Raw genomic sequence first — 19462 nt, forward strand, 5'->3', positions numbered from 1 at the left:
GCTTACTTTACGCGGTGAACACGTATCAGGGTGGTGGATTCTTCCAGCTCAGCACCCACAGTGATGATTTCGGCGCGTTCGCCTTGTGCGCGCTTGATCGCGGATTTATCCCGCTCGATTTCTTCGCTTGCCGACGCCCCCTTCATCGCCAGCATCATTCCGCCGGGTTTACACAGCGGCAGTGACCAGCGCGCCAGCTTTGCTAGTGGGGCCACCGCGCGGGAAGTCACCACATCAAATTTCGCATCTTTGCCGAGATTTTCGGCACGGTCGCGAATCACGGTGACATTGTCGAGTCCGAGTTTCTCGGTGATCTCGGCAAGGTAGTTGGACCGCTTCAGCAATGGTTCCAGCAGTGTCACCTGAAGGTCTGGTCGTGCGATTGCCAGCGGGATGCCCGGCAGGCCTGCACCGGATCCAATATCGATGACGCGGGCGCCTTCTGGGATGGCTTCGCCGATCACCGCACAGTTGTAGATGTGTCGGTCCCACAAACGTGGTTTCTCACGCGGCCCAATAAACCCACGAGTAGTGGCGTCGGTGGCGAGGGATTCGTGATACGCAACTGCGAGATCCTGCCGATCTCCAAAAATGCGAGCGAGCATTACTTCTTCTTGCCCTTGTTGTGTTGCTTGCTCTGGGCCTGGCTTTGAGAATTGTTCTGGCCTGGGTTCTGGGATTGGTTTTGCGCCTGATTCTTGCGCTGCTTCTTGGTTTGCTTGTTCAGCTTCCGAGCTGCTGGTGCCGGTGCGGATGAGCGCTTGGCTTCCCGCTTTGCCTCTTCCTCGGCTTCTTCTTCCCGGTCCATCTTGCCGTAAATAATGCGAGTCTGAACGAATGTCCAGATGGTGTTGGTCAGCATGTAGAACAACAGACCAATGGTCCAGATAAAGCCGGTGGCCAAGGTGATGGCTGGCATGACCCAGAGCATCATCTTGTTCATCATGCCCATCTGCATCTGCATCATCTCGGCGTTGTCGCCGGTTGGCTGCGGGGTCTTGCCCGCAGCACGACGAGCCTCCTGACGTCCGACGGTAAACCGGGCGTTCAGGTGCGTCAGCGTCGCGATGGTCAGCACCAGCGGGACGGCAACCACGATGATGTTGAAACGCGTGAAGTCAGCGCCGAAGGTCTGCATGGCATCTTCGGACATCGAGATAAATGCCGAAAGCGGAACACCGAAAACGTCCGCATCCAAGAATGACTGGACATCTTCCACAGAGAAGGAGTAGTTCGGGATGTTGCGGTTTTCTTCGACCGTAAGTCCTGGTGAACCGAAGCGCTCCTCGGTGCGGTTGAACATGCGCAGCACGTGGAACAGACCAATGAAGACTGGAATCTGTGCCAACATCGGTAGGCACCCAGCCAGGGGGTTCATCCCGGATTCTTTATAAAACTTCTGCAGCTCTTGGCTCTGCCTGGTTTTATCGTTTTTGTACTTATCCCGGATCTCTTTCATCTTCGGCTGCAGCTCTTGCATCTTCCGGGAAGAGCGCAACTGCGTAATCATTGGCTTGACCAATAATGCCTTGATGGTCATGGTCAGCAAGATGATGGACAAGACCCAGGTATATCCGGAGTGCGGATCCATCACCAGGCTTAAGACGTCACGCCAAAAGCCGAGGATCCACGAAATCGGATAATAAATGAAATTAAGCACAAATAATCCTTATTCTGACTTGGTCTGAACGTAATCTGACGGCGCTTCCGCCGGGTGTGCAGACGGACTTGCAGGATCGTAGCCGCCTGGGTGCCAAGGGCCGCATTTAGAAATTCTCACGATAGCATAAACAAGCCCTTTGAAAACCCCATGACGCGCGAAAACTTCCAGGGCATAAGCGCTGCACGTGGGCTCAAAACGGCACGACGACACTGGTTTTTGTGAGGAAAGTTTCTTCTGATAAAAACGCACGGCCGCCACGCACCAGCGGGCGGGGCCGCGCGCATCCGGGATCGCTTGCCCATCAGTGTTGTAATACGTCACCGTGGGGCCGTTTCCGATCGTTTGGATCTTTTCTCGAGCTTGTGTAGCGCACGGAAAACCGCACTGCGCACGTCTTTACGCAGCTGCTCCGGCTCGGCGTCGACAAGCGCGGGCAAGGCACGCAGCACGACGTCGACGCTGGGATCGAGTTCTGCACACAACTCCCGACAAATATGCCGCAATTGGCGGGCGGTGCGGTGGCGGACGACGGCATTACCGACGCTTTTCGAGACGATAAGACCAAAACGGGGACCAGAAACAACGAGTGTCTCTGATCCCTGGTGTTGATAGCAATGCGCTATCACGCTACGTGATCCTGCCCGCCGCCCCTTTTTAGTGGTTCGCCGAAATTGTTGCGGCGAAGTCAGCTTATGCTGGCGGGGAAGCATGACTTAAGCGGTCAGCTTAGAACGACCCTTTTTGCGACGAGCTGCCACGATGGCGCGACCAGCACGCGTACGCATACGGGTACGGAAGCCGTGTACGCGTGCACGACGACGGTTGTTTGGTTGGTATGTACGTTTACCCTTTGCCACGGTAGATCTCCTTCACTAAACGGTACGACGCTGCCTTTTTGGCACGTCAAATACAAGTTCAAGAACCTTGACGCCTCGCCAGCGGCTTTGGGATAAGCGCTGCGGCGCGTGGGTGTCATTCGGTTCTCAAGCACACAGTCCAGGATTCTGGAATAGGTTCTGGAACCCAGGCTGTGAAAATACTTAGCCAGATTACGTCACAGCGAACTGGAAAAACAAATCAACACGCCGCAGCACGTTGGTCAATTTACACAGGACAACAAGCACACGGGCGCGTGCGGACAGAGCACAGCGGAGGGTGCCCCCGAAACCACAAGGCTGTAATTAAGGTTCCGCGAAACCCCTGTGTGAACCGCAACCTTGGGCAGTGCTGGGAGTTTTCCACAGCGAAATCGGGCCAGCGCCAGAAAACAGCATCAGTGTAATTCAGGCTGCTTGTCGAAGAAAAATAGCGTGCTAGACAGTTTTCCACACAAGCGGGTAGTAATAGGAAGTCGCTTCTACTCACAGGGAAATATCCCACCGGGTTGTGGATAACTCTCAACAGAAACTTGAGATTTAAGACAAACCCGCAGGTAGAATCTAAAAACTTCAGAACAAGAGTTATTCACAACCATGTGAAAGCTTGTGAATAATTCTCGCCGTGAGTCTATCCACAATTGTGGATAACTCTGTGAAATACTGGTCAAGCTGTATTTCTGGCTACGGTGAGCCTGTGGAATGCCCCTGGGGAATTCTGCAGCACGAATCTCAGTACAAACTCAGCACGAAAACCCAGGCGAGAAACCAGGCAAGCAGCCTGAACACGAAAAGCACACGACCCATACAGAATCGAGGCACTGTGGCAGACGACGCGTCCATGCTGGCAGAAAATTGGCAGAAGATGGTTGATGACCTCCTGTTTATTTCTGACCAACCAGATTCTGACGTGCCATCGTTTAGCCATCAACAACGCGCTCATCTACAGCGGGCTCGTCCGATCACTATGGTCAACAACTATGCGCTGTTGACAGTCCCGAACGAGAGCGTCAAAGCCACGATCGAAAATGATCTCGGCCCACACATCGTGCGCATCCTTAACCATTATTTAGGAAAGTCGTGCTCCTTGGCGGTATCTATTGCTGCCCCTCAGGACGACGACTGGCAGACGTCGCATTCTCCGGCGCAGGCCAGCCGTAACTACGATCCGCGATACACCTCTCGGTATGATCCACGCGGCGATTCGCCTGCCCAATCTGAGCGCACCCAGCACGGATCTGCGCAGTCTGGTTCCCCACAATCTGGTTCCACTCAGCCTGACCAGCAACCGGAAACGCCACCGTCTCCACATTCTCGCCGCGGTTCTCGTCCCGCCTGGGATCAGCAGGACTCACAAATGGGATTCGGGTTTAGCTACCCGGCTAGCGATGCAACACGAAACAATTCAGCACGTGATGCGGCTGCAACTCCGGGTTCGGCAAGTCTCGACGAACTTGCCGAGGCATATAAGCAACAGCAAGCACAACAGGTCGGCGCCGGGGAAACTTCCGAAGCCGATGCTTCTCGACGATTGCACCGAGAGACTCCAGCACATGATCCGAACCGGGAAGAATCCCTCAATCCCAAATACACATTCGAAAATTTTGTGATTGGTTCTTCGAACCGCTTCGCCCATGGTGCGGCCGTCGCGGTGGCAGAAAATCCAGCGCGCGCTTATAACCCGTTGTTTATTTGGGGCGGTTCCGGTCTGGGCAAGACACACTTGTTACACGCTGCCGGTAATTATTCGCAGGAACTGCGGTCCGATCTCCGGGTGAAGTATGTGTCTTCGGAGGAATTCACCAACGACTACATCAATTCTTTGCGCGATGACCGCCAGGAATCGTTCAAGCGCCGTTACCGAAACTTGGATGTATTGATGGTCGACGACATCCAGTTTTTGGAGGGTAAAGAATCCACCCAGGAGGAGTTTTTCCATACCTTCAATGCGTTGCACCAGGCGAATAAACAGATCATCCTGTCTTCCGACCGACCACCGAAACAATTGACGACGCTGGAAGATCGCTTGCGCACGCGTTTCGAAGGTGGGCTGATCACCGACGTGCAGCCACCGGACCTGGAAACACGTATCGCGATTTTGATGAAAAAAGCCTCAGCAGATGGCACGCGCGTCGACAGGCAGGTCTTGGAATTCATTGCCTCGCAGTTTGAGTCCTCGATTCGCGAGTTAGAGGGCGCGCTCATCCGCGTCTCGGCATATTCGTCGTTGATTAATGAGCCGATCAACATGGAGCTGGCGGAGATCGCGCTGCACGATATCCTGCCGGATTCGGCCAGCTTGGAGATCACCATGTCCACGATCATGGAGGTCACTGCAGAGTATTTCCATATTGAGTTCAAGGCATTGACGGGTGCGGGCAAGACTCGTGCGGTTGCTCATGCCCGGCAGTTGGCGATGTATCTGTGCCGTGAACTTACCGATAACTCGCTGCCCAAAATCGGCGAAGCATTTGGCGGCAAGGACCACACGACGGTGATGTATGCCGACCGGAAAATCCGCAAGGAAATGACGGAAAACCGTAATACTTACGACGAAATCCAACAGCTGACGCAGATCATTAAGACCCGCGGCCGAGTGTCCTAAACCAGCCGCAACTACCACACCAGTAACCAGGCACTGACACGTTAGTAACGAGTTCGAGTGTCTGGTTTTCTTTATCCACAAGTTTCTCCACATCTGTGTAATTACACTGTTGTAATTCACTGTGTTTTTGTAACCTGCTACACAAAAACAAGGTGTGCACAAAATCTGACCAGTGTGAATGTTGCAGTGGAAGACTTGTGGACAAATACAATGAACTTGTGGAGAACCGGAATTACATGAGAGTTATCCACAATTACACCGATTTATCCACAGATTCTGCACACCCATTCACACACTCCAAAAAATAGCGCTGAGCAGACTAGATTCCCTGTTATTCACAGATCTCACAAAGCTTATTGCTATTACTATCTTTTTAACTTGGATTTCTATTAAGAAAAGGAGGGTGTGGAAGAACGAGGATTTTTAGTTTCCCACCCAAACCTCACCCCAAAACTCAGGCAAATGACATTGAGCAGAGATCGTAAATGACAGCACTGTAATTCCACCCACTGATTTAGTAGACCCTAAGTAACAGTCGTGTGATTCACCCGCCGATATTAGGCAACGCTAAATAACAAGAATTTCTTGGGTCGACTAGCTTCCCTCGCTCAAACACACTCGTTTGGGTGGTCACGAAATTCATGGGCTACGATCACTAGCTAGCTGCCATATTCGGGTAGTTTGGTAGAGACGTGGGTGAACTACACCAATTCCCAGCTTTAAGCTTGGGGTCGTACGAAGACAACCGGTAAAGAGAGCTTGATACCACCATGGATTCCTCCGCAGTATCGTTCCGTGTTGCCAAAGAAGACTTGGCAGACGCTGTCGCTTGGGTAGCAAAAAACCTGCCGTCGAAGGCAACCCAACCTGTCCTGCGCGCGATGCTGATTACTGCCGACGAATCCGGCTTGGAATTATCAGGTTTTGATTACGAAGTATCGACCAAGATCAAGCTTCCAGCAGAGGTAGAAATCGAAGGCACCATCGCGGTGGCAGGTAAATTGCTGGCAGATATCGTGGCCAGCTTGGCTAATAAGCCGGTTGAACTAAAGGTGGACAATTCCACCGCTTTAGTGCGCTGTGGTTCTTCCCGCTTTGAACTACCGCTGATCCCGCTCGATGATTACCCACAGTTGCCGGAGTTGCCACAGGTAACCGGTAGTTTGAACCCCGCGCTGTTTACCGACGCCGTCACGCAGGTTGCTTCCGCCGCTGGTCGTGATGACACTTTGCCGATGCTCACTGGCGTAAATTTCGCAATTAATGGCTCGAATATCAAGCTTGCCGCCACCGACCGCTTCCGCTTGGCAATCCGTCAGTTGACTTGGGATCCAGCTAGCGAGAACGTCTCGGCAAAACTGTTGGTGCCAGCAAAGACACTGCAGGAAAATGCGCGGAGTTTGGATACCAGCCTGGACCAGCCGGTACAGATCGCGGTGGGTGCTGGCGACAACGTCGGTGCCGAAGGCCTGTTTGGTTTGCACTCGCACAACCGCGAGACCACCACGCGCATGTTGGATGCAGAATTCCCGAATATCGAACCGCTGTTGCCAAAAACCCACAGCTGTGTCGCTAGTGTTGATATCGCACCACTGCAAGAAGCCATTCGCCGTGTGTCGTTGCTGACCGAACGCAATGCTCAGGTGCGCATGGAATTTTCTGAAGACCAAGTGATTTTGTCCGCCGGCGGTGCAGAATCCGGCCACGCGGAAGAAGCCGTGCCCTGCGAGTTCTCCGGCCGCGACGAACTCATCATCGCGTTCAACCCGGGTTATCTGAAAGACGGCTTGTCCGTCGTGCGCACCGAAAAAGTCTTTTTCGGGTTCACGGAATCGTCGCGTCCGGCGATCTTGTTGCCGCAGCCAGAGCAGATGCCGGAGGCTAACGAGGACGGGCAGTTCCCAAGCCCAGAGTCTGAGTTCACTTACCTGCTGATGCCGGTTCGTTTGCCTGGGTAATGTATCTCCAGAACCTGCAGCTTCGTGATTTCCGCTCCTGGCCGGAATTCTCCCTGCGGTTTGCGCCGGGCATCAGCGTTTTCGTCGGCCGGAACGGGTATGGCAAAACCAATATCGTCGAAGCCGTCGGCTATCTTGCGCACCTGGGATCTCACCGGGTGGCCACCGATGCACCGCTGATCCGTATCGGCCAGGATAATGCCCGGATTTCGGCGAGTATCATCAACCAGGGCCGTGAGCTCACAGCGCATTTGCTGGTTAAAGCCAGCGGAAGTAATAGCGCGCAAATCAACCGCACTCGGTTGAAATCGCCTCGCGAACTGCTTGGCGTGGCAAAAACCGTGCTGTTTTCACCGGAAGACCTGGCTTTGTTGCGCGGCGAACCGGGGGAGCGGCGTCGTTATCTCGACAGCATCCTCGCTAGCCGCACCCCGCGGATCGCGGGCGTGAAAGCCGATTATGACAAAGTCTTACGCCAGCGCAACGCCTTGTTGAAATCCGCCAGTGCTGCATTACGGCGGGGCTATCGTGACGACGATTCCGCTGCTGCGTTGTCCACCCTTGATGCTTGGGATAATCGCTTGGCTGGTGTGGGCGCGCAGCTGATTGCTGCCCGTATTGAGCTGGTCGACGAGCTGAAAACGCAGGTACGCACGGCCTATGCAGCTATTGCTCCGGAATCCCGCCCGGCGGACGTCGCCTATATCTCCACGCTGGATACCGTGGCTGAGGCCAATTATTCCGGCAGTTCCGCAGATTCTGGAACCTCAGCAGCGACGCCACCCCGCCGCATCACCGACGCGTATTACCGCGATGACCAGGGCCGCGTGCAGGTGGAACTCGTGGAAGCCGCAATGCTGGGGGCATTAGGGCACGTGCGCGAGAAGGAGATTGAACGCGGCGTTAGCCTCGTCGGCCCGCATCGCGATGATATGGAGGCACTGCTGGGGGCCAGCCCGGCAAAGGGTTTTGCTTCGCATGGCGAGACCTGGTCTTATGCCATCGCGTTGCGCTGGGCGGAGTTTGAGATTCTGCGGCAATCCGGCACTGATCCGATTCTGATCTTGGATGATGTCTTTGCTGAACTCGATGTGAAGCGCCGTCGGCACCTGGTGCAGCTTGCGAGTTCAGTCGAGCAGGTGTTGATCACCGCGGCGGTAGAAGAAGACATTCCCGACGAGTTGGAGCCCAATTCCGTGGTGCACATCGGCGTCCACGATTCCACCACCGAATCCGGTGAGTATTCCCGAGTGTCGTTCATCGATGCTGCTGGTGGGGCATGACGATGAGCATCCCGGAAGAGAGCCCAGCCCCAAACCAGCAAAGCCAGAAAAACCAGCCCGATTCTCAGCCGCGCGATCTTGTCGACGCCACCTTCGCCGCACTCCGCGAGGCCGCGGCACAACGCGGATCCGCGCCACCACTGGGTACCTCGCAGACCGAGGCGCAAAGTTTTTTGCGTAGTCGTCGGCAAGCGCGAGCTCACCGGGCTCGGAATTCACGTCTGTCGGCAGCCACTGCGCCATTCGGCCCCAGCACTAATACTCCCGGCACTTCTCACGCCCCCGGCACATTGAACTGGGGAAAATACCGGCAGTCCGGCCCCGATGGCAGGCGTCCGCGCAGGCAACTCAACCTGCCGTCGGCTGGCGCGGTGCTGAACAAGGAGATCACCTCCCGCGGTTGGGAGAAAAACCTGGCCTCTGGGTGGGTGACTGGGCACTGGGAGCAGCTGGTGGGCGAGAAGATCGCGCAGCACACCAAGGTAGAGATGGTGAAAGATACGGCGTTGTTCATCACCTGTGATTCCACCGCATGGGCGACGAACCTGCGGTATATGCAGCGGGAGATTCTGCGTTCGATCCGCGAGAAAGCTGGCCCAGACGTGATCACGGAGCTGAAGATTTTCGGCCCGCAGGCTCCGAATTGGCGCAAGGGCAAGCTGCACGTGAAAGGCCGCGGACCGCGCGATACTTATGGTTAAAACTTACGGCTAAAACTTACGGTTACACCGCTGATCAGTTGCAGCGGCGGTACTGGCTTACTACCGGCTTACTCCCGGTTTATGGCAGGGTGTGCCTGCGGCTTAGCTCCACCCGGGCGGGGTGTCTGGGTGTAAGATTGGAATGTCGAAGATTTCCTCTTTAAGGAGTGCTAGTTTCACGTGGCTAACGCGCAACCGAATTATGACGCTTCATCAATTACCATCCTGGAGGGCCTGGAAGCGGTCCGTAAGCGCCCCGGTATGTATATCGGTTCTACCGGCGTGCGCGGCCTGCACCACCTGATTTGGGAGGTTGTTGATAACTCGGTCGACGAGGCCATGGCGGGTTATGCCTCCAAGGTGGAGGTCCGCTTGCTTGCCGACGGCGGCGTGCAGGTTACTGACGATGGCCGTGGTATTCCGGTCTCGATGCATGCCTCGGGCGCGCCCACGGTGCAGGTTGTGATGACGCAGCTGCACGCCGGCGGTAAGTTTGATTCCGATTCTTATGCGGTCTCGGGTGGTCTGCACGGTGTGGGTATTTCCGTCGTCAATGCTTTGTCGACGCGCGTGGAAGCCGCGATTAAGCGCGATGGCAAGCACTGGTATCAGAACTTTGAGCGCGCGGTGCCGGAAGAACTCGTTGAGGGCGGAAATGCCCGCGGCACTGGTACGACGGTGCGTTTTTGGCCGGATCCGGAGATTTTCGAGACCGTCAATTTCGATTTCGACACCATCAAGCGTCGCCTGCAGGAAATGGCTTTCTTGAACAAGGGCTTGTCCATCACGCTTGTCGACGAGCGCGTGACGGCGGAGGATCTCAAGTTGGAGGCACTCGCGGAAGAAGGCGAGACTGCTAGCTCTTTCGATGATCCGGACCCGGAAGATAAGGCCGCGATTAGCGATCAAGAAGCCGTCAAGAAGGTGGAATTCTGCTACCCGAACGGCCTGGTCGATTACGTTGAATACCTGAATCGGACGAAGAGCTCGATTCACCCGACGATCATCAGTTTCGAAGCCAAGGGCGAGGACCACGAGGTGGAAATCGCGCTGCAGTGGAACAGTGGTTATAACCAATCCGTGCATACTTTCGCCAACACGATAAATACGCACGAGGGAGGTACGCACGAAGAAGGCTTCCGCGCTGCGCTGACCACACAGATGAACAACTATGCGAAAACGCATAAGTTGATGAAGGAAAAAGACGGCAAGCTTACTGGCGATGATTGCCGTGAGGGCTTGTCGGCGATTATTTCCGCGAAGGTCGGCGATCCACAGTTCGAGGGCCAGACGAAGACGAAGCTGGGTAATACGGAGATTCGTTCTTTCGTGCAGCGTTCCGTCAATGAGCACTTGGCGGATTGGTTTGATGCCAACCCGGCAGAGGCCAAGGCGATTATGAACAAGGCCGTGGCTTCTGCGCAGGCGCGCGTGGCGGCTCGTCGCGCGCGTGAGCTCGTGCGTCGGAAATCTGCTACCGACTTGGGTGGTTTGCCGGGCAAGTTGGCGGATTGCCGTTCGAAGGACCCGAAGGTTTCCGAGCTGTTCATCGTGGAGGGTGACTCCGCGGGTGGTTCCGCGAAGGCCGGCCGTGAGTCGCTGTTCCAGGCGATTTTGCCGTTGCGCGGAAAGATCTTGAACGTCGAAAAGTCCCGCATGGATAAGGTGCTGAAAAACAACGAGGTGCAGGCGATCATCACCGCGTTGGGTACCGGCATCCACGAAGAATTCGATATTTCGAAGCTGCGTTACAACAAGATCGTGTTGATGGCCGACGCGGACGTCGACGGGCAACACATCGCCACGTTGCTGTTGACACTGTTGTTCCGCTTCATGCCGGAGCTTGTCGAAAACGGCCACGTGTACCTGGCGAATCCGCCGTTGTACAAGCTGAAATGGTCGAAGGGCGAGCCGGGCTATGCCTTCAGCGACCGTGAACGTGACGCGCAGCTGAAAGAAGGCTTTGAGCAAAAACGCAAGATCAACATGGACGATGGTATCCAGCGCTACAAGGGTCTGGGTGAGATGAACGCGAAAGAGTTGTGGGAAACCACGCTTGATCCGACAACCCGTATCCTGCGCCGCGTGGACTTGGAAGATGCGCAAAAAGCCGATGAGCTGTTTTCTATTCTTATGGGCGACGACGTTTCTGCACGTCGTAGCTTTATCACGCGCCGTGCGAAGGATGTTCGCTTCCTCGACGTCTAATCGCTCGACGCAGACGGCTAGGATTGGACGCGGCCAATATTATGTGCGTCATAGCTCATATCAGTGATATCGAAAGGAAAACTCGTTGTGAGTAATGCCAACGGTTCTGCAGCCCGCGTGAAGCGCGGTTTGTCTGAGCAATTCTTCGGCGGCGTCATCATGGACGTCGTTACCCCAGAACAAGCGCGCATCGCAGAAGCTGCTGGTGCTTCCGCTGTGATGGCTCTGGAGCGCGTGCCTGCTGATATTCGCGCCCAGGGCGGTGTGGCCCGGATGTCGGATCCAGACATGATCACCGAGATCATCGAAGCCGTCGACATCCCAGTTATGGCCAAGGCCCGCATTGGCCACTTCGTTGAGGCGCAGGTACTGCAGTCGTTGGGTATCGATTACGTTGATGAGTCCGAGGTCTTGACCCCGGCTGACTACGCCCACCACATCGATAAATTCGCTTTCGACGTGCCATTCGTCTGCGGTGCTACCAACTTGGGTGAGGCACTGCGCCGCATCAACGAAGGCGCCGCGATGGTGCGTTCGAAGGGCGAGGCCGGCACTGGTGATGTTTCCAACGCCGTGACCCACATCCGCAGCATCCGCGCAGAGATCAACCGCTTGTCGTCGATGTCGAAGGACGAGTTGTTCGTGGCTGCGAAGGAACTGCAGGCACCATACGAGCTGGTGGTTGAGGTTGCTGAGACCGGAAACTTGCCAGTTGGCTTGCTGGTTGCCGGTGGCGTGTCCACCCCAGCTGATGCTGCGATGATGATGCAGCTCGGCGCCGATGGCGTGTTCGTCGGCTCCGGCATCTTTAAGTCGGGTAACCCAGAAGCTCGTGCGAAGGCCATCGTGCGCGCGGTACAAAACTACGACGATCCTAAGGTCATCGCTGAGGTTTCGCGTGGCTTGGGTGAAGCTATGGTCGGCATCAATGTCGACGAACTGCCAGTTTCTCACCGCTTGGCAGAACGCGGCTGGTAAACCTTGCTAGGAGTTAGCCACGCTTGCCGAGTTGGTACGTGGTTGCTTTCTTACCTTGCCCACCCTTGCGCACAATAATATTGCGTTCGAGGAGTGGGCTCAGCCCATAGCGAACTTGGGAATTACTCAGCCCGGATTCTGCTACTAATTGGTTGAAACTGAATTCGGCACTATAACCGGTACTGACCCCAGCACTGTGCCCGGGCGGTGTTAGTGGTGTCGATTCTGCGGCAAGTTTCTGCGCGGCAGCCACAATTTTCGGGACGTTTTTCCCGAGGCTTCGTAAGTATTCAACGCCGGGTTCAATGTCAGGCAACGGGGATTCGTTGCCTAGCGGTGCATCATTATTGTGTTGCAGGCTAGACTGCTCCGGTTTTCCCTGGGCAATGGACGGAGTGTGGTCTTCCTGCGGGAAGAAGAAGATGACGGTGACTTTGACTCCGGTGTTGATAATCCTGGGACGCGGTAAACCAGCTGCTTCGCAGAGCTCGAACATCGCGGTCACTCCGCGACCTTCACCTTCAATGATGCGATTTCCGTCAGCATCGGTGAGTATTTTAGCTAGGCGATAGAGATGTTGATTGACCTCGATGCGCCGGAAATCTGCGCTGTGTAATTGCGCAACTGTCAGGTTTTTCAACCCGCCCGGGCTGGTGATAATTAAGCGATCCGGGGTAATACGCACGTCAATGGCTTTGCCAGCTTCGACTGTATTCGGTCCGAGGTCACGGTGGATAAGGGCGTTCGCGACTGCTTCCCGGATGGCAGCCAGGGGTACAACAGCGACGTTACGCATGTGTCCGGATTCCTGATAGGTCTGTGTTTGTGGAATATTGGCTTCGACCCAGTCCATGGTTTGGTTCAGCAGTGCTGGAACAGGCCCGTAGAAGGTGGCTAGGTTACGGGTGCGTCGTGGGCGTTCGGTTTCGGGCAACCGAACCGCGACGGTAATCGCTAATGATGGCAACGGGCCTTGCGGGAAATGTCCAAGCGCATAGAAACCGGCGATTGATAACACTTCACCGTTGGTGACCACGAGATTGCGCAGAAGCGTGGCTTCTGGAGTCTCGCGTAATCGAGCGATACTCGCCCGGGCGGTGCGTAAAAATTGCTGGTGTAGGTCGTCGTCAAGATCTTCCACCGTGGTACCTGGAACAGGCCGGCGGTCATAGACTTCTTCTTGCTCGGCATGCAGCTTCGCAACCTCGATCATGCGTAACTCTGAAGCCGGAATTTCGTATTCACCATCTGCTTGACGCAAATAGGCTTTGCCTTGATACATAGCTGGGCGATCCAGGATATTGAGGCCATGTACACGCGCTAGAACGAGGTTTTTGCCATGCAGGGTGACAACAGTGGTTTCGATAAACGGTGGCGTGATAATGGAGATTCTGACTTTTAGACTAACACTTTTTCCAACTATCACTCTCAATTTCCACCGCAGACTGTGAAAATTTATCGCAGAGTGGTACAAAATTGCCACTTAGACTGTCAGAGTGTGAAAGTTTCGCAGTTTGAATTACAAGTCTCGCGGTTAATTGTCACAGTGACAGTCAAAGCTGGGTCCAGGGTCTCACCCACAGCCGCACCGCAGTCATCCCCGCACCGGGCCCGCAGAGGGGTTGCGCACCGTCGTCAAGCATCTAATAGGCGCTAGACTGGGAGGTTATGAGTGACGATAACCAAGGCGGTTTGTTAGATCGCATTGAGCCGATAGATATCTCCGCGGAGATGGAGTCGAGTTATATCGACTACGCCATGTCCGTGATCGTGGGCCGTGCGTTGCCAGACGTGCGTGACGGGCTGAAACCCGTGCACCGGCGCGTGCTGTACGCGATGTACGACAACGGCTACCGGCCAGAGCGCAGTTACGTGAAATCCTCGAAGCCAGTCTCGGACACCATGGGTGACTACCACCCGCACGGTGACAGCGCTATTTACGACACGTTGGTGCGCATGGCCCAGCCGTGGTCGATGCGTTACCCGCTTGTCGACGGCCAAGGTAACTTCGGTTCGCCGGGTAATGACGGCCCGGCGGCGATGCGTTATACCGAATCGAAACTGATGCCGCTGGCGATGGAAATGACCCGGGATATTCGGGAAAATACCGTCGATTATCAGCCGAATTACGACGGTAAAACCACCGAGCCGACGGTGCTGCCGGCGCGTGTGCCGAACCTGCTGATGAACGGTTCCGGCGGTATCGCCGTCGGTATGGCCACCAATATTCCGCCGCACAACCTTAACGAGTTGGCGGAAGCGATTTATTGGTTGCTGGATAACCCGGATGCCGGCGAGGAAGAAACCCTGGAAGCCTGCATGGAACGCGTCTCCGGGCCGGATTTCCCGACCGGCGGCACGATCGTGGGCACCAGCGGCATCAAGGATGCCTATACCACCGGCCGTGGTTCCATCCGTATGCGCGGTGTCTCCAGCATTGAAGAAAACGGTAGCCGCCAGACCATCGTCATCACGGAGTTGCCGTACCAGGTCAACCCGGACACCATGGTGGCTAATATCGCCGAGCAGGTCGCCAACGGCAAGCTCGCCGGAATTTCGAATATTGACGATGAGTCTTCTGACCGCGTCGGCATGCGCATCGTGGTCACTCTGAAGCGTGATGCCGTCGCACGCGTGGTGCTGAACAACCTGTACAAGCACTCGCAGCTGCAGACCTCGTTTGGCGCCAACATGCTCTCGATCGTCGACGGTGTACCGCGCACGCTGCGTCTGGATCAGATGCTGCGCTACTACGTCACCCACCAGATTGAGGTTATTGTTCGGCGTACGCAATACCGCCTGGCGGAAGCCGAAAAACGTGCGCACATTTTGCGTGGCCTGGTCAAAGCCCTGAACATGCTCGATGAGGTCATTGCGTTGATCCGCCGCAGCCGTTCGGTAGAAGCCTCTCGTGAGGGCTTGAAGGATCTGCTGGGCGTCGACGACGAGCAAGCCGAGGCCATTCTGGCGATGCAGCTGCGCCGCCTGGCTGCCTTGGAACGCCAGAAGATCATCGACGAATTGGAAGAAATCCAGACTGTTATCGATGACCTAAAAGACATCCTGGATCGCGAGGAGCGGCAGCGTGAGATCGTCGCGACTGAGCTGAAGGAAATCGTCGACAAGCATGGCGACGAGCGTCGTACGGAGATCGTGGCCGCGCACGGTGAGGTTTCTGATGAAGATCTGATCGTCCGCGAAAACGTGGTTGTGACTATCACTGCCACCGGTTATGCCAAGCGCACGAAGGTCGATACCTACAAGTCGCAAAAGCGCGGCGGCAAGGGCGTGCGTGGTGCGGAGTTGAAGCAGGACGACGTCGTCAAGAACTTCTTTGTGTGTTCGACGCACGACTGGATTTTGTTCTTCACCAACTTTGGTCGCGTTTACCGCCTCAAGGCTTACGAGCTGCCGGAGGCCGGCCGTACCGCGCGGGGCCAGCACGTGGCGAACTTGCTGGAGTTCCAGCCGGAGGAGCGCATTGCTCAGGTGATCCAGCTGCAGTCCTACACCGATGCGCCGTACCTGGTGCTGGCTACCAAGCAGGGTCGGGTGAAGAAGTCGCACTTGACGGATTATGAGTCGGCACGTTCGGCTGGCCTGATCGCTATCAACCTCAATGAGGGGGATGCGCTGATTGGTGCCTGCCTCGCCGGTGACGACGATGATCTGTTGCTGACTTCCGAGCAGGGCCAGTCCATCCGATTTACCGCCAACGATGATCAGCTGCGCCCGATGGGTCGTGCGACCGCCGGTGTGAAGGGCATGCGCTTTAAGGGCGATGACCAGCTGCTGGCGATGTCCGTGGTGCACGATGGCGAGTACCTGTTGGTGGCTACCAGCGGCGGTTACGGCAAGCGCACCGCGATTGAGGAATACAGCACCCAGGGCCGTGGTGGCATGGGCGTGATGACGTTCAAGTACACCCCGAAGCGCGGCAAACTGATTGGCGCGATTGCCGTGAATGAGGATGACGAGATCTTCGCTATCACCTCTGCCGGTGGGGTCGTGCGTACTGAGGCCGGGCAGATTCGTCCGTCTTCGCGCGCCACGATGGGTGTGCGGCTGGTGAATCTTGCCGACGACGTCGAGCTGTTGGCTATCGACAAGAACGTCGAGAGTGAAGGCGTGGAAGAAGCCCAGGCTGTTGCCAAGGGCGAGAAGACCATCGACGAAGTCCAAGAAGCCCAAGTCCAGGAAGCTCAGGTTCAGGAAGCGAACGGCCAGGACGCTCAGTCGAAGGCTGAAGACGCGAAGGCTGACCAGGTAAAGGCTGAAGAGGAGTAACAAGCACTATGGGAAGAAACATCGCGATTACTCGAATCTCGCCGCTATCCGCCTTCCGGGTGGGCTTAGCGGTGTCTCTGGTGGGTCTGGTGGCCTGGCTGATTGCCGTGACGGTGGTGTACTTCGTGATGGATGCATTCGGCGTCTGGGAATACATCAACGGCTTCGTGGACGGCCTGGGGGCTGGCATGCTCATCGACTACGGCCTGGTGCTGTCTCTGTCGGCTCTGTTTGGCGCTGTGACGGCTATCTTGGCGACGATCCTGGCTCCGCTGTTCGCGATCATCTACAACGCTGTGGTGGCGTTGTTTGGCGGCATTCATGTGGATCTGCAACAGATCGTGGAAGTCGACGAATAAACTGCGAAAAACACCATCTGGCCTGGCGATTTGTGTGGATATAAGATACGTATTAAAGTACATAATCGTTCCGCACACAGGGTCTATAGCTCAGTCGGTTAGAGCGCATCGCTGATAACGATGAGGTCGCAGGTTCGATTCCTGCTAGACCCACCAGGCGGAAACATGGGGCATTAGCTCAATTGGTAGAGCATCTGCTTTGCAAGCAGAAGGTCAGGAGTTCGATTCTCCTATGCTCCACAGCATAGCCTGCATCCCCGATCTATCGGATCGGGGATGTTTTGCGTTCCGGGTCTTCGGGTTAAGTAGCAAAAAATGGGGGTTAAACGCCAAAAAGTGTGTTTTTACGGCGTGTCGCCAATTCCCTAGATCTGGCCTTTCCGGATACCGATTGAATGTGTGTATTCAACATCGATACCCTGGTCGTAGAAGGCTGGTCGTCCTGTTTGCTGGTCGGCTTTGTTGAGGTCTTCTGGGACAAGATCTGTGACTTTGGCGAGTTGATCTTGTCCGAAATTGCACTGCCTGGCGATCTCGAGTGGATCGTCAGGCAGTTGTGTTTTGAGATAAAGCCACCAATCGATCATGCGGCGTTGGTGTTCTAGCGTTAGTCCTCGGTGGGCGTTGGCTAAGCGTTTGACCTCGGCGTTGATTCCGCCTTCTAGGGTGTTGGTGGTGGATTTGAGTCTTTCGGGTTGCAGTGTTGTTTGTGGTGGGTCGAGGTAGGTAAACAGCACGTTGTGTTTATAGAGTTTCTCGAGTGATTTATAGGCTGTTCGGATGCGCTGGTGGGTGTAGGTTTTGGTGGTTTTCCTGGTTAGTGGGTCTGTAGTCCAGGTGGTTTCGTCGATCCAGTGCCCATAGATGGTGTGGAAGTGTTGTAGCTGGCTTATCCAGTGTGCTGCTTGGTCACCGTTGGTGATGCGGGTGAGGGTTTTGGATAGTTCGTATAGGGCTTTACCAGCAGGGGTTTTTGGTCGTCTGGTAGTTGCTGTGCGTAGGTTTCGTTGCACGTGGATTAAGCAGCGTTGAATGCGTGCTGTTGGCCAGGTGTTGTGTATTGCTTTTCTGGCTCCGGAGCCGCCGTCGGTGGTGACAATTAGTGGTGGGCAGATGCCTGTGAATAGTTGTTGGTAGGCGTGTGCGGTTTCGGTTTTGCACCAGTGCCAGGACAGTACGTGGTCGAGGCTTGTGGCGATTAGTAGGCAGTTGCCGGAGAGGTAGGTGCCGTCGATGAAGATTTGGTCGTAGATTCGTCCTGTGTGTGCTGCTGTTGGGTTGGGTGGGGTGATTAGCCAGTAGTTGCGGAATCGTCGTTGTAGTGTTCTGGTGCTGGTGTTTTTGCTGGTTGCGAGGTGTTTTAGTGTGTGGGTGGTGGTGAGGTAGTCCAGGAATGTGGTGAATGTGGCGGTGTGGGTGATGTCTGGGCGTTTTTTGGTTTCTGAGGCTCCGCAGGTTGTGCAGCGCCAGCGGGTGGTTCCGGCTGTGGTGGAGCCGTTTTTGTTCATTGTGCTTGTGCAGATGGGGCATCGTGGTCGGTTTGTTGGCATGGTTTTAGCCAACAGTGTGGTGCTAGCACAGTTGTGTGTTGGGGTGGGTATTTTCTGGTTTTTGGTGTGGAATATGCTTGTGGGGCTTATTATTTCGGGGTTTGTGCTGCTAGGGGTGTAGATATGCGGGGTTTGGCACACACTTTTTGTCGTTTAACCCAACGGCCCCCTCACAAGAACAAGCTGATCCATATCAGAAGCTGGGGTGATGTTGTCGAGGTAGAAATCGCGGCGTTTGAGTGGGTGTCATGGTGGAATGAGGAAAGGCTTCATCAAAGCTTGGGGTAGCGAACCCCGGTCGAGGTTGAAGACGCGTTGTGGGAACAAGATGGGTCCCGGGAAATAATGGAAAACAAGGTAAATGCCTAGGAACAAAACCCAGGACACTTCAATCCAACGCGCCACAGGCCTTCACCCCACCTCGCCGATGGGCAAAGCACTACAACGGCTTTCCTTTGAACTGCTCGCCGCTGACAATCTGGATAAAGCAGCTAAATGGACAGTCAAACTACACCAATTCGGCACCGTATTTAGCTCCCAGCTCAAAGCCAGGACTTACGTCAAAGACGTGCCCTTCGAGCAGATTCCGAAATCCAAACGCGGCAACAAAAAATGGTGCTACACCCACGATGTTCACCGCGGAATCTACCTACAACTAAAGAAAATGAGCCAACAAGGACACCTCTTTGCCTACCTCACCCAAGCTAAAGAAGGCCAACGTTTAGAACGCACAACCAACAGCCTGGAAGGCGGGGTGAACTCGCAGATCAAGCAATTAATGCACGCCCACCGCGGACTGCGCGACGAGCACCAACGCATCACCTGCGACTGGTGGCTGTACCTACACACGCAGCTGCCTGACGACCCTGTAGAGATCGCCAGGCAGCAAAACTGGGGCCAGAACGCACTCACCAAAGCACAAACCTTAGCCAGCCAGGAAACACAAGCTACCAGCGGCCATGAGGACGGCCGACCAGCAACCTACGACAGCGCCA

Annotated in this window: 15 protein-coding genes, 2 tRNA genes and 1 pseudogene; 11 read left to right on the top strand and 7 right to left on the bottom strand. The window is 55.4% G+C overall.

Annotated elements, in window-relative coordinates:
* Positions 1-2: 2 nt before the first annotated feature.
* The 5 genes from rsmG to rpmH are packed head-to-tail and all read right to left on the bottom strand — an operon-like array spanning position 3 to position 2520.
* A complete protein-coding gene (rsmG, locus tag B142_RS0106125; protein WP_018120667.1) occupies positions 3-605 on the bottom strand; it encodes a 16S rRNA (guanine(527)-N(7))-methyltransferase RsmG in 603 nt (200 codons plus the stop codon).
* A complete protein-coding gene (gene yidC / locus B142_RS0106130; protein ID WP_018120668.1) occupies positions 605-1660 on the bottom strand; it encodes a membrane protein insertase YidC in 1056 nt (351 codons plus the stop codon). Before yidC ends, rsmG begins: the two co-directional genes overlap by 1 nt.
* 9 nt (positions 1661-1669) lie before the next feature.
* Complete coding sequence (yidD, locus tag B142_RS0106135) at positions 1670-1984, bottom strand: membrane protein insertion efficiency factor YidD (RefSeq protein WP_018120669.1); 315 nt, start codon at positions 1982-1984, stop codon at positions 1670-1672.
* Positions 1981-2373: a ribonuclease P protein component gene (gene rnpA / locus B142_RS12080; protein WP_039733882.1), complete on the bottom strand. Its 393-nt coding sequence runs from the start codon at positions 2371-2373 to the stop codon at positions 1981-1983. The genes yidD and rnpA overlap by 4 nt, the downstream gene beginning before the upstream one ends.
* A 3-nt stretch (positions 2374-2376) precedes the next feature.
* Positions 2377-2520, bottom strand: coding sequence for a 50S ribosomal protein L34 (gene rpmH, locus B142_RS13225; protein ID WP_081604941.1), 144 nt, complete (start codon positions 2518-2520; stop codon positions 2377-2379).
* Positions 2521-3505: 985 nt separating this feature from the next.
* Here rpmH and dnaA point away from each other — a divergent pair.
* The 6 genes from dnaA (at position 3506) to pdxS (ending at position 12271) form a co-directional block, all read left to right on the top strand.
* Complete coding sequence (dnaA, locus tag B142_RS0106145; RefSeq protein ID WP_407927004.1) at positions 3506-5143, top strand: chromosomal replication initiator protein DnaA; 1638 nt, start codon at positions 3506-3508, stop codon at positions 5141-5143.
* Positions 5144-5913: 770 nt separating this feature from the next.
* Positions 5914-7101, top strand: a complete 1188-nt coding sequence (gene dnaN, locus B142_RS0106150) for a DNA polymerase III subunit beta (protein WP_018120672.1) — start codon at positions 5914-5916, stop codon at positions 7099-7101.
* Positions 7101-8384: a DNA replication/repair protein RecF gene (gene recF / locus B142_RS0106155; RefSeq protein WP_018120673.1), complete on the top strand. Its 1284-nt coding sequence runs from the start codon at positions 7101-7103 to the stop codon at positions 8382-8384. Before dnaN ends, recF begins: the two co-directional genes overlap by 1 nt.
* Before the next feature lie 2 nt (positions 8385-8386).
* Positions 8387-9085: a DciA family protein gene (locus tag B142_RS14215; protein WP_049149930.1), complete on the top strand. Its 699-nt coding sequence runs from the start codon at positions 8387-8389 to the stop codon at positions 9083-9085.
* Between the two features lie 180 nt (positions 9086-9265).
* On the top strand, positions 9266-11293 hold the full coding sequence (gene gyrB, locus B142_RS0106165; RefSeq protein WP_018120675.1) for a DNA topoisomerase (ATP-hydrolyzing) subunit B: 2028 nt from the start codon (positions 9266-9268) through the stop codon (positions 11291-11293).
* A gap of 87 nt (positions 11294-11380) precedes the next feature.
* Entirely contained in the window at positions 11381-12271 is an 891-nt protein-coding gene (gene pdxS, locus B142_RS0106170) for a pyridoxal 5'-phosphate synthase lyase subunit PdxS (protein WP_018120676.1), read from the top strand.
* A gap of 13 nt (positions 12272-12284) precedes the next feature.
* On the opposite strand, the gene B142_RS12090 is transcribed toward pdxS, so the two are convergent.
* Entirely contained in the window at positions 12285-13553 is a 1269-nt protein-coding gene (locus tag B142_RS12090; protein ID WP_155860946.1) for an ATP-binding protein, read from the bottom strand.
* Positions 13554-13939: 386 nt separating this feature from the next.
* Between B142_RS12090 and gyrA the strand changes: the two genes are divergently transcribed.
* The 4 genes from gyrA (at position 13940) to B142_RS0106195 (ending at position 17157) form a co-directional block, all read left to right on the top strand.
* Positions 13940-16558 (top strand): DNA gyrase subunit A, encoded by a 2619-nt coding sequence (gene gyrA / locus B142_RS0106180; protein ID WP_018120678.1) that lies wholly within the window; start codon positions 13940-13942, stop codon positions 16556-16558.
* 8 nt (positions 16559-16566) lie between these two features.
* Entirely contained in the window at positions 16567-16917 is a 351-nt protein-coding gene (locus B142_RS0106185; RefSeq protein WP_018120679.1) for a DUF3566 domain-containing protein, read from the top strand.
* Positions 16918-16996: 79 nt separating this feature from the next.
* Positions 16997-17073 (top strand) — tRNA-Ile (locus B142_RS0106190).
* Between the two features lie 11 nt (positions 17074-17084).
* A tRNA-Ala gene (locus B142_RS0106195) sits at positions 17085-17157 on the top strand.
* Between the two features lie 125 nt (positions 17158-17282).
* Here the strand turns inward: B142_RS0106195 and B142_RS0106200 are convergent.
* Positions 17283-18467 (bottom strand): IS1249 family transposase, encoded by a 1185-nt coding sequence (locus B142_RS0106200; protein ID WP_039733883.1) that lies wholly within the window; start codon positions 18465-18467, stop codon positions 17283-17285.
* A gap of 388 nt (positions 18468-18855) precedes the next feature.
* Here B142_RS0106200 and B142_RS13230 point away from each other — a divergent pair.
* A pseudogene (locus B142_RS13230) lies at positions 18856-19462 on the top strand (IS1249 family transposase); the annotation flags it as partial.

The organism is Corynebacterium propinquum DSM 44285, assembly GCF_000375525.1.
GTDB classification, from domain to species: Bacteria; Actinomycetota; Actinomycetes; order Mycobacteriales; family Mycobacteriaceae; genus Corynebacterium; species Corynebacterium propinquum.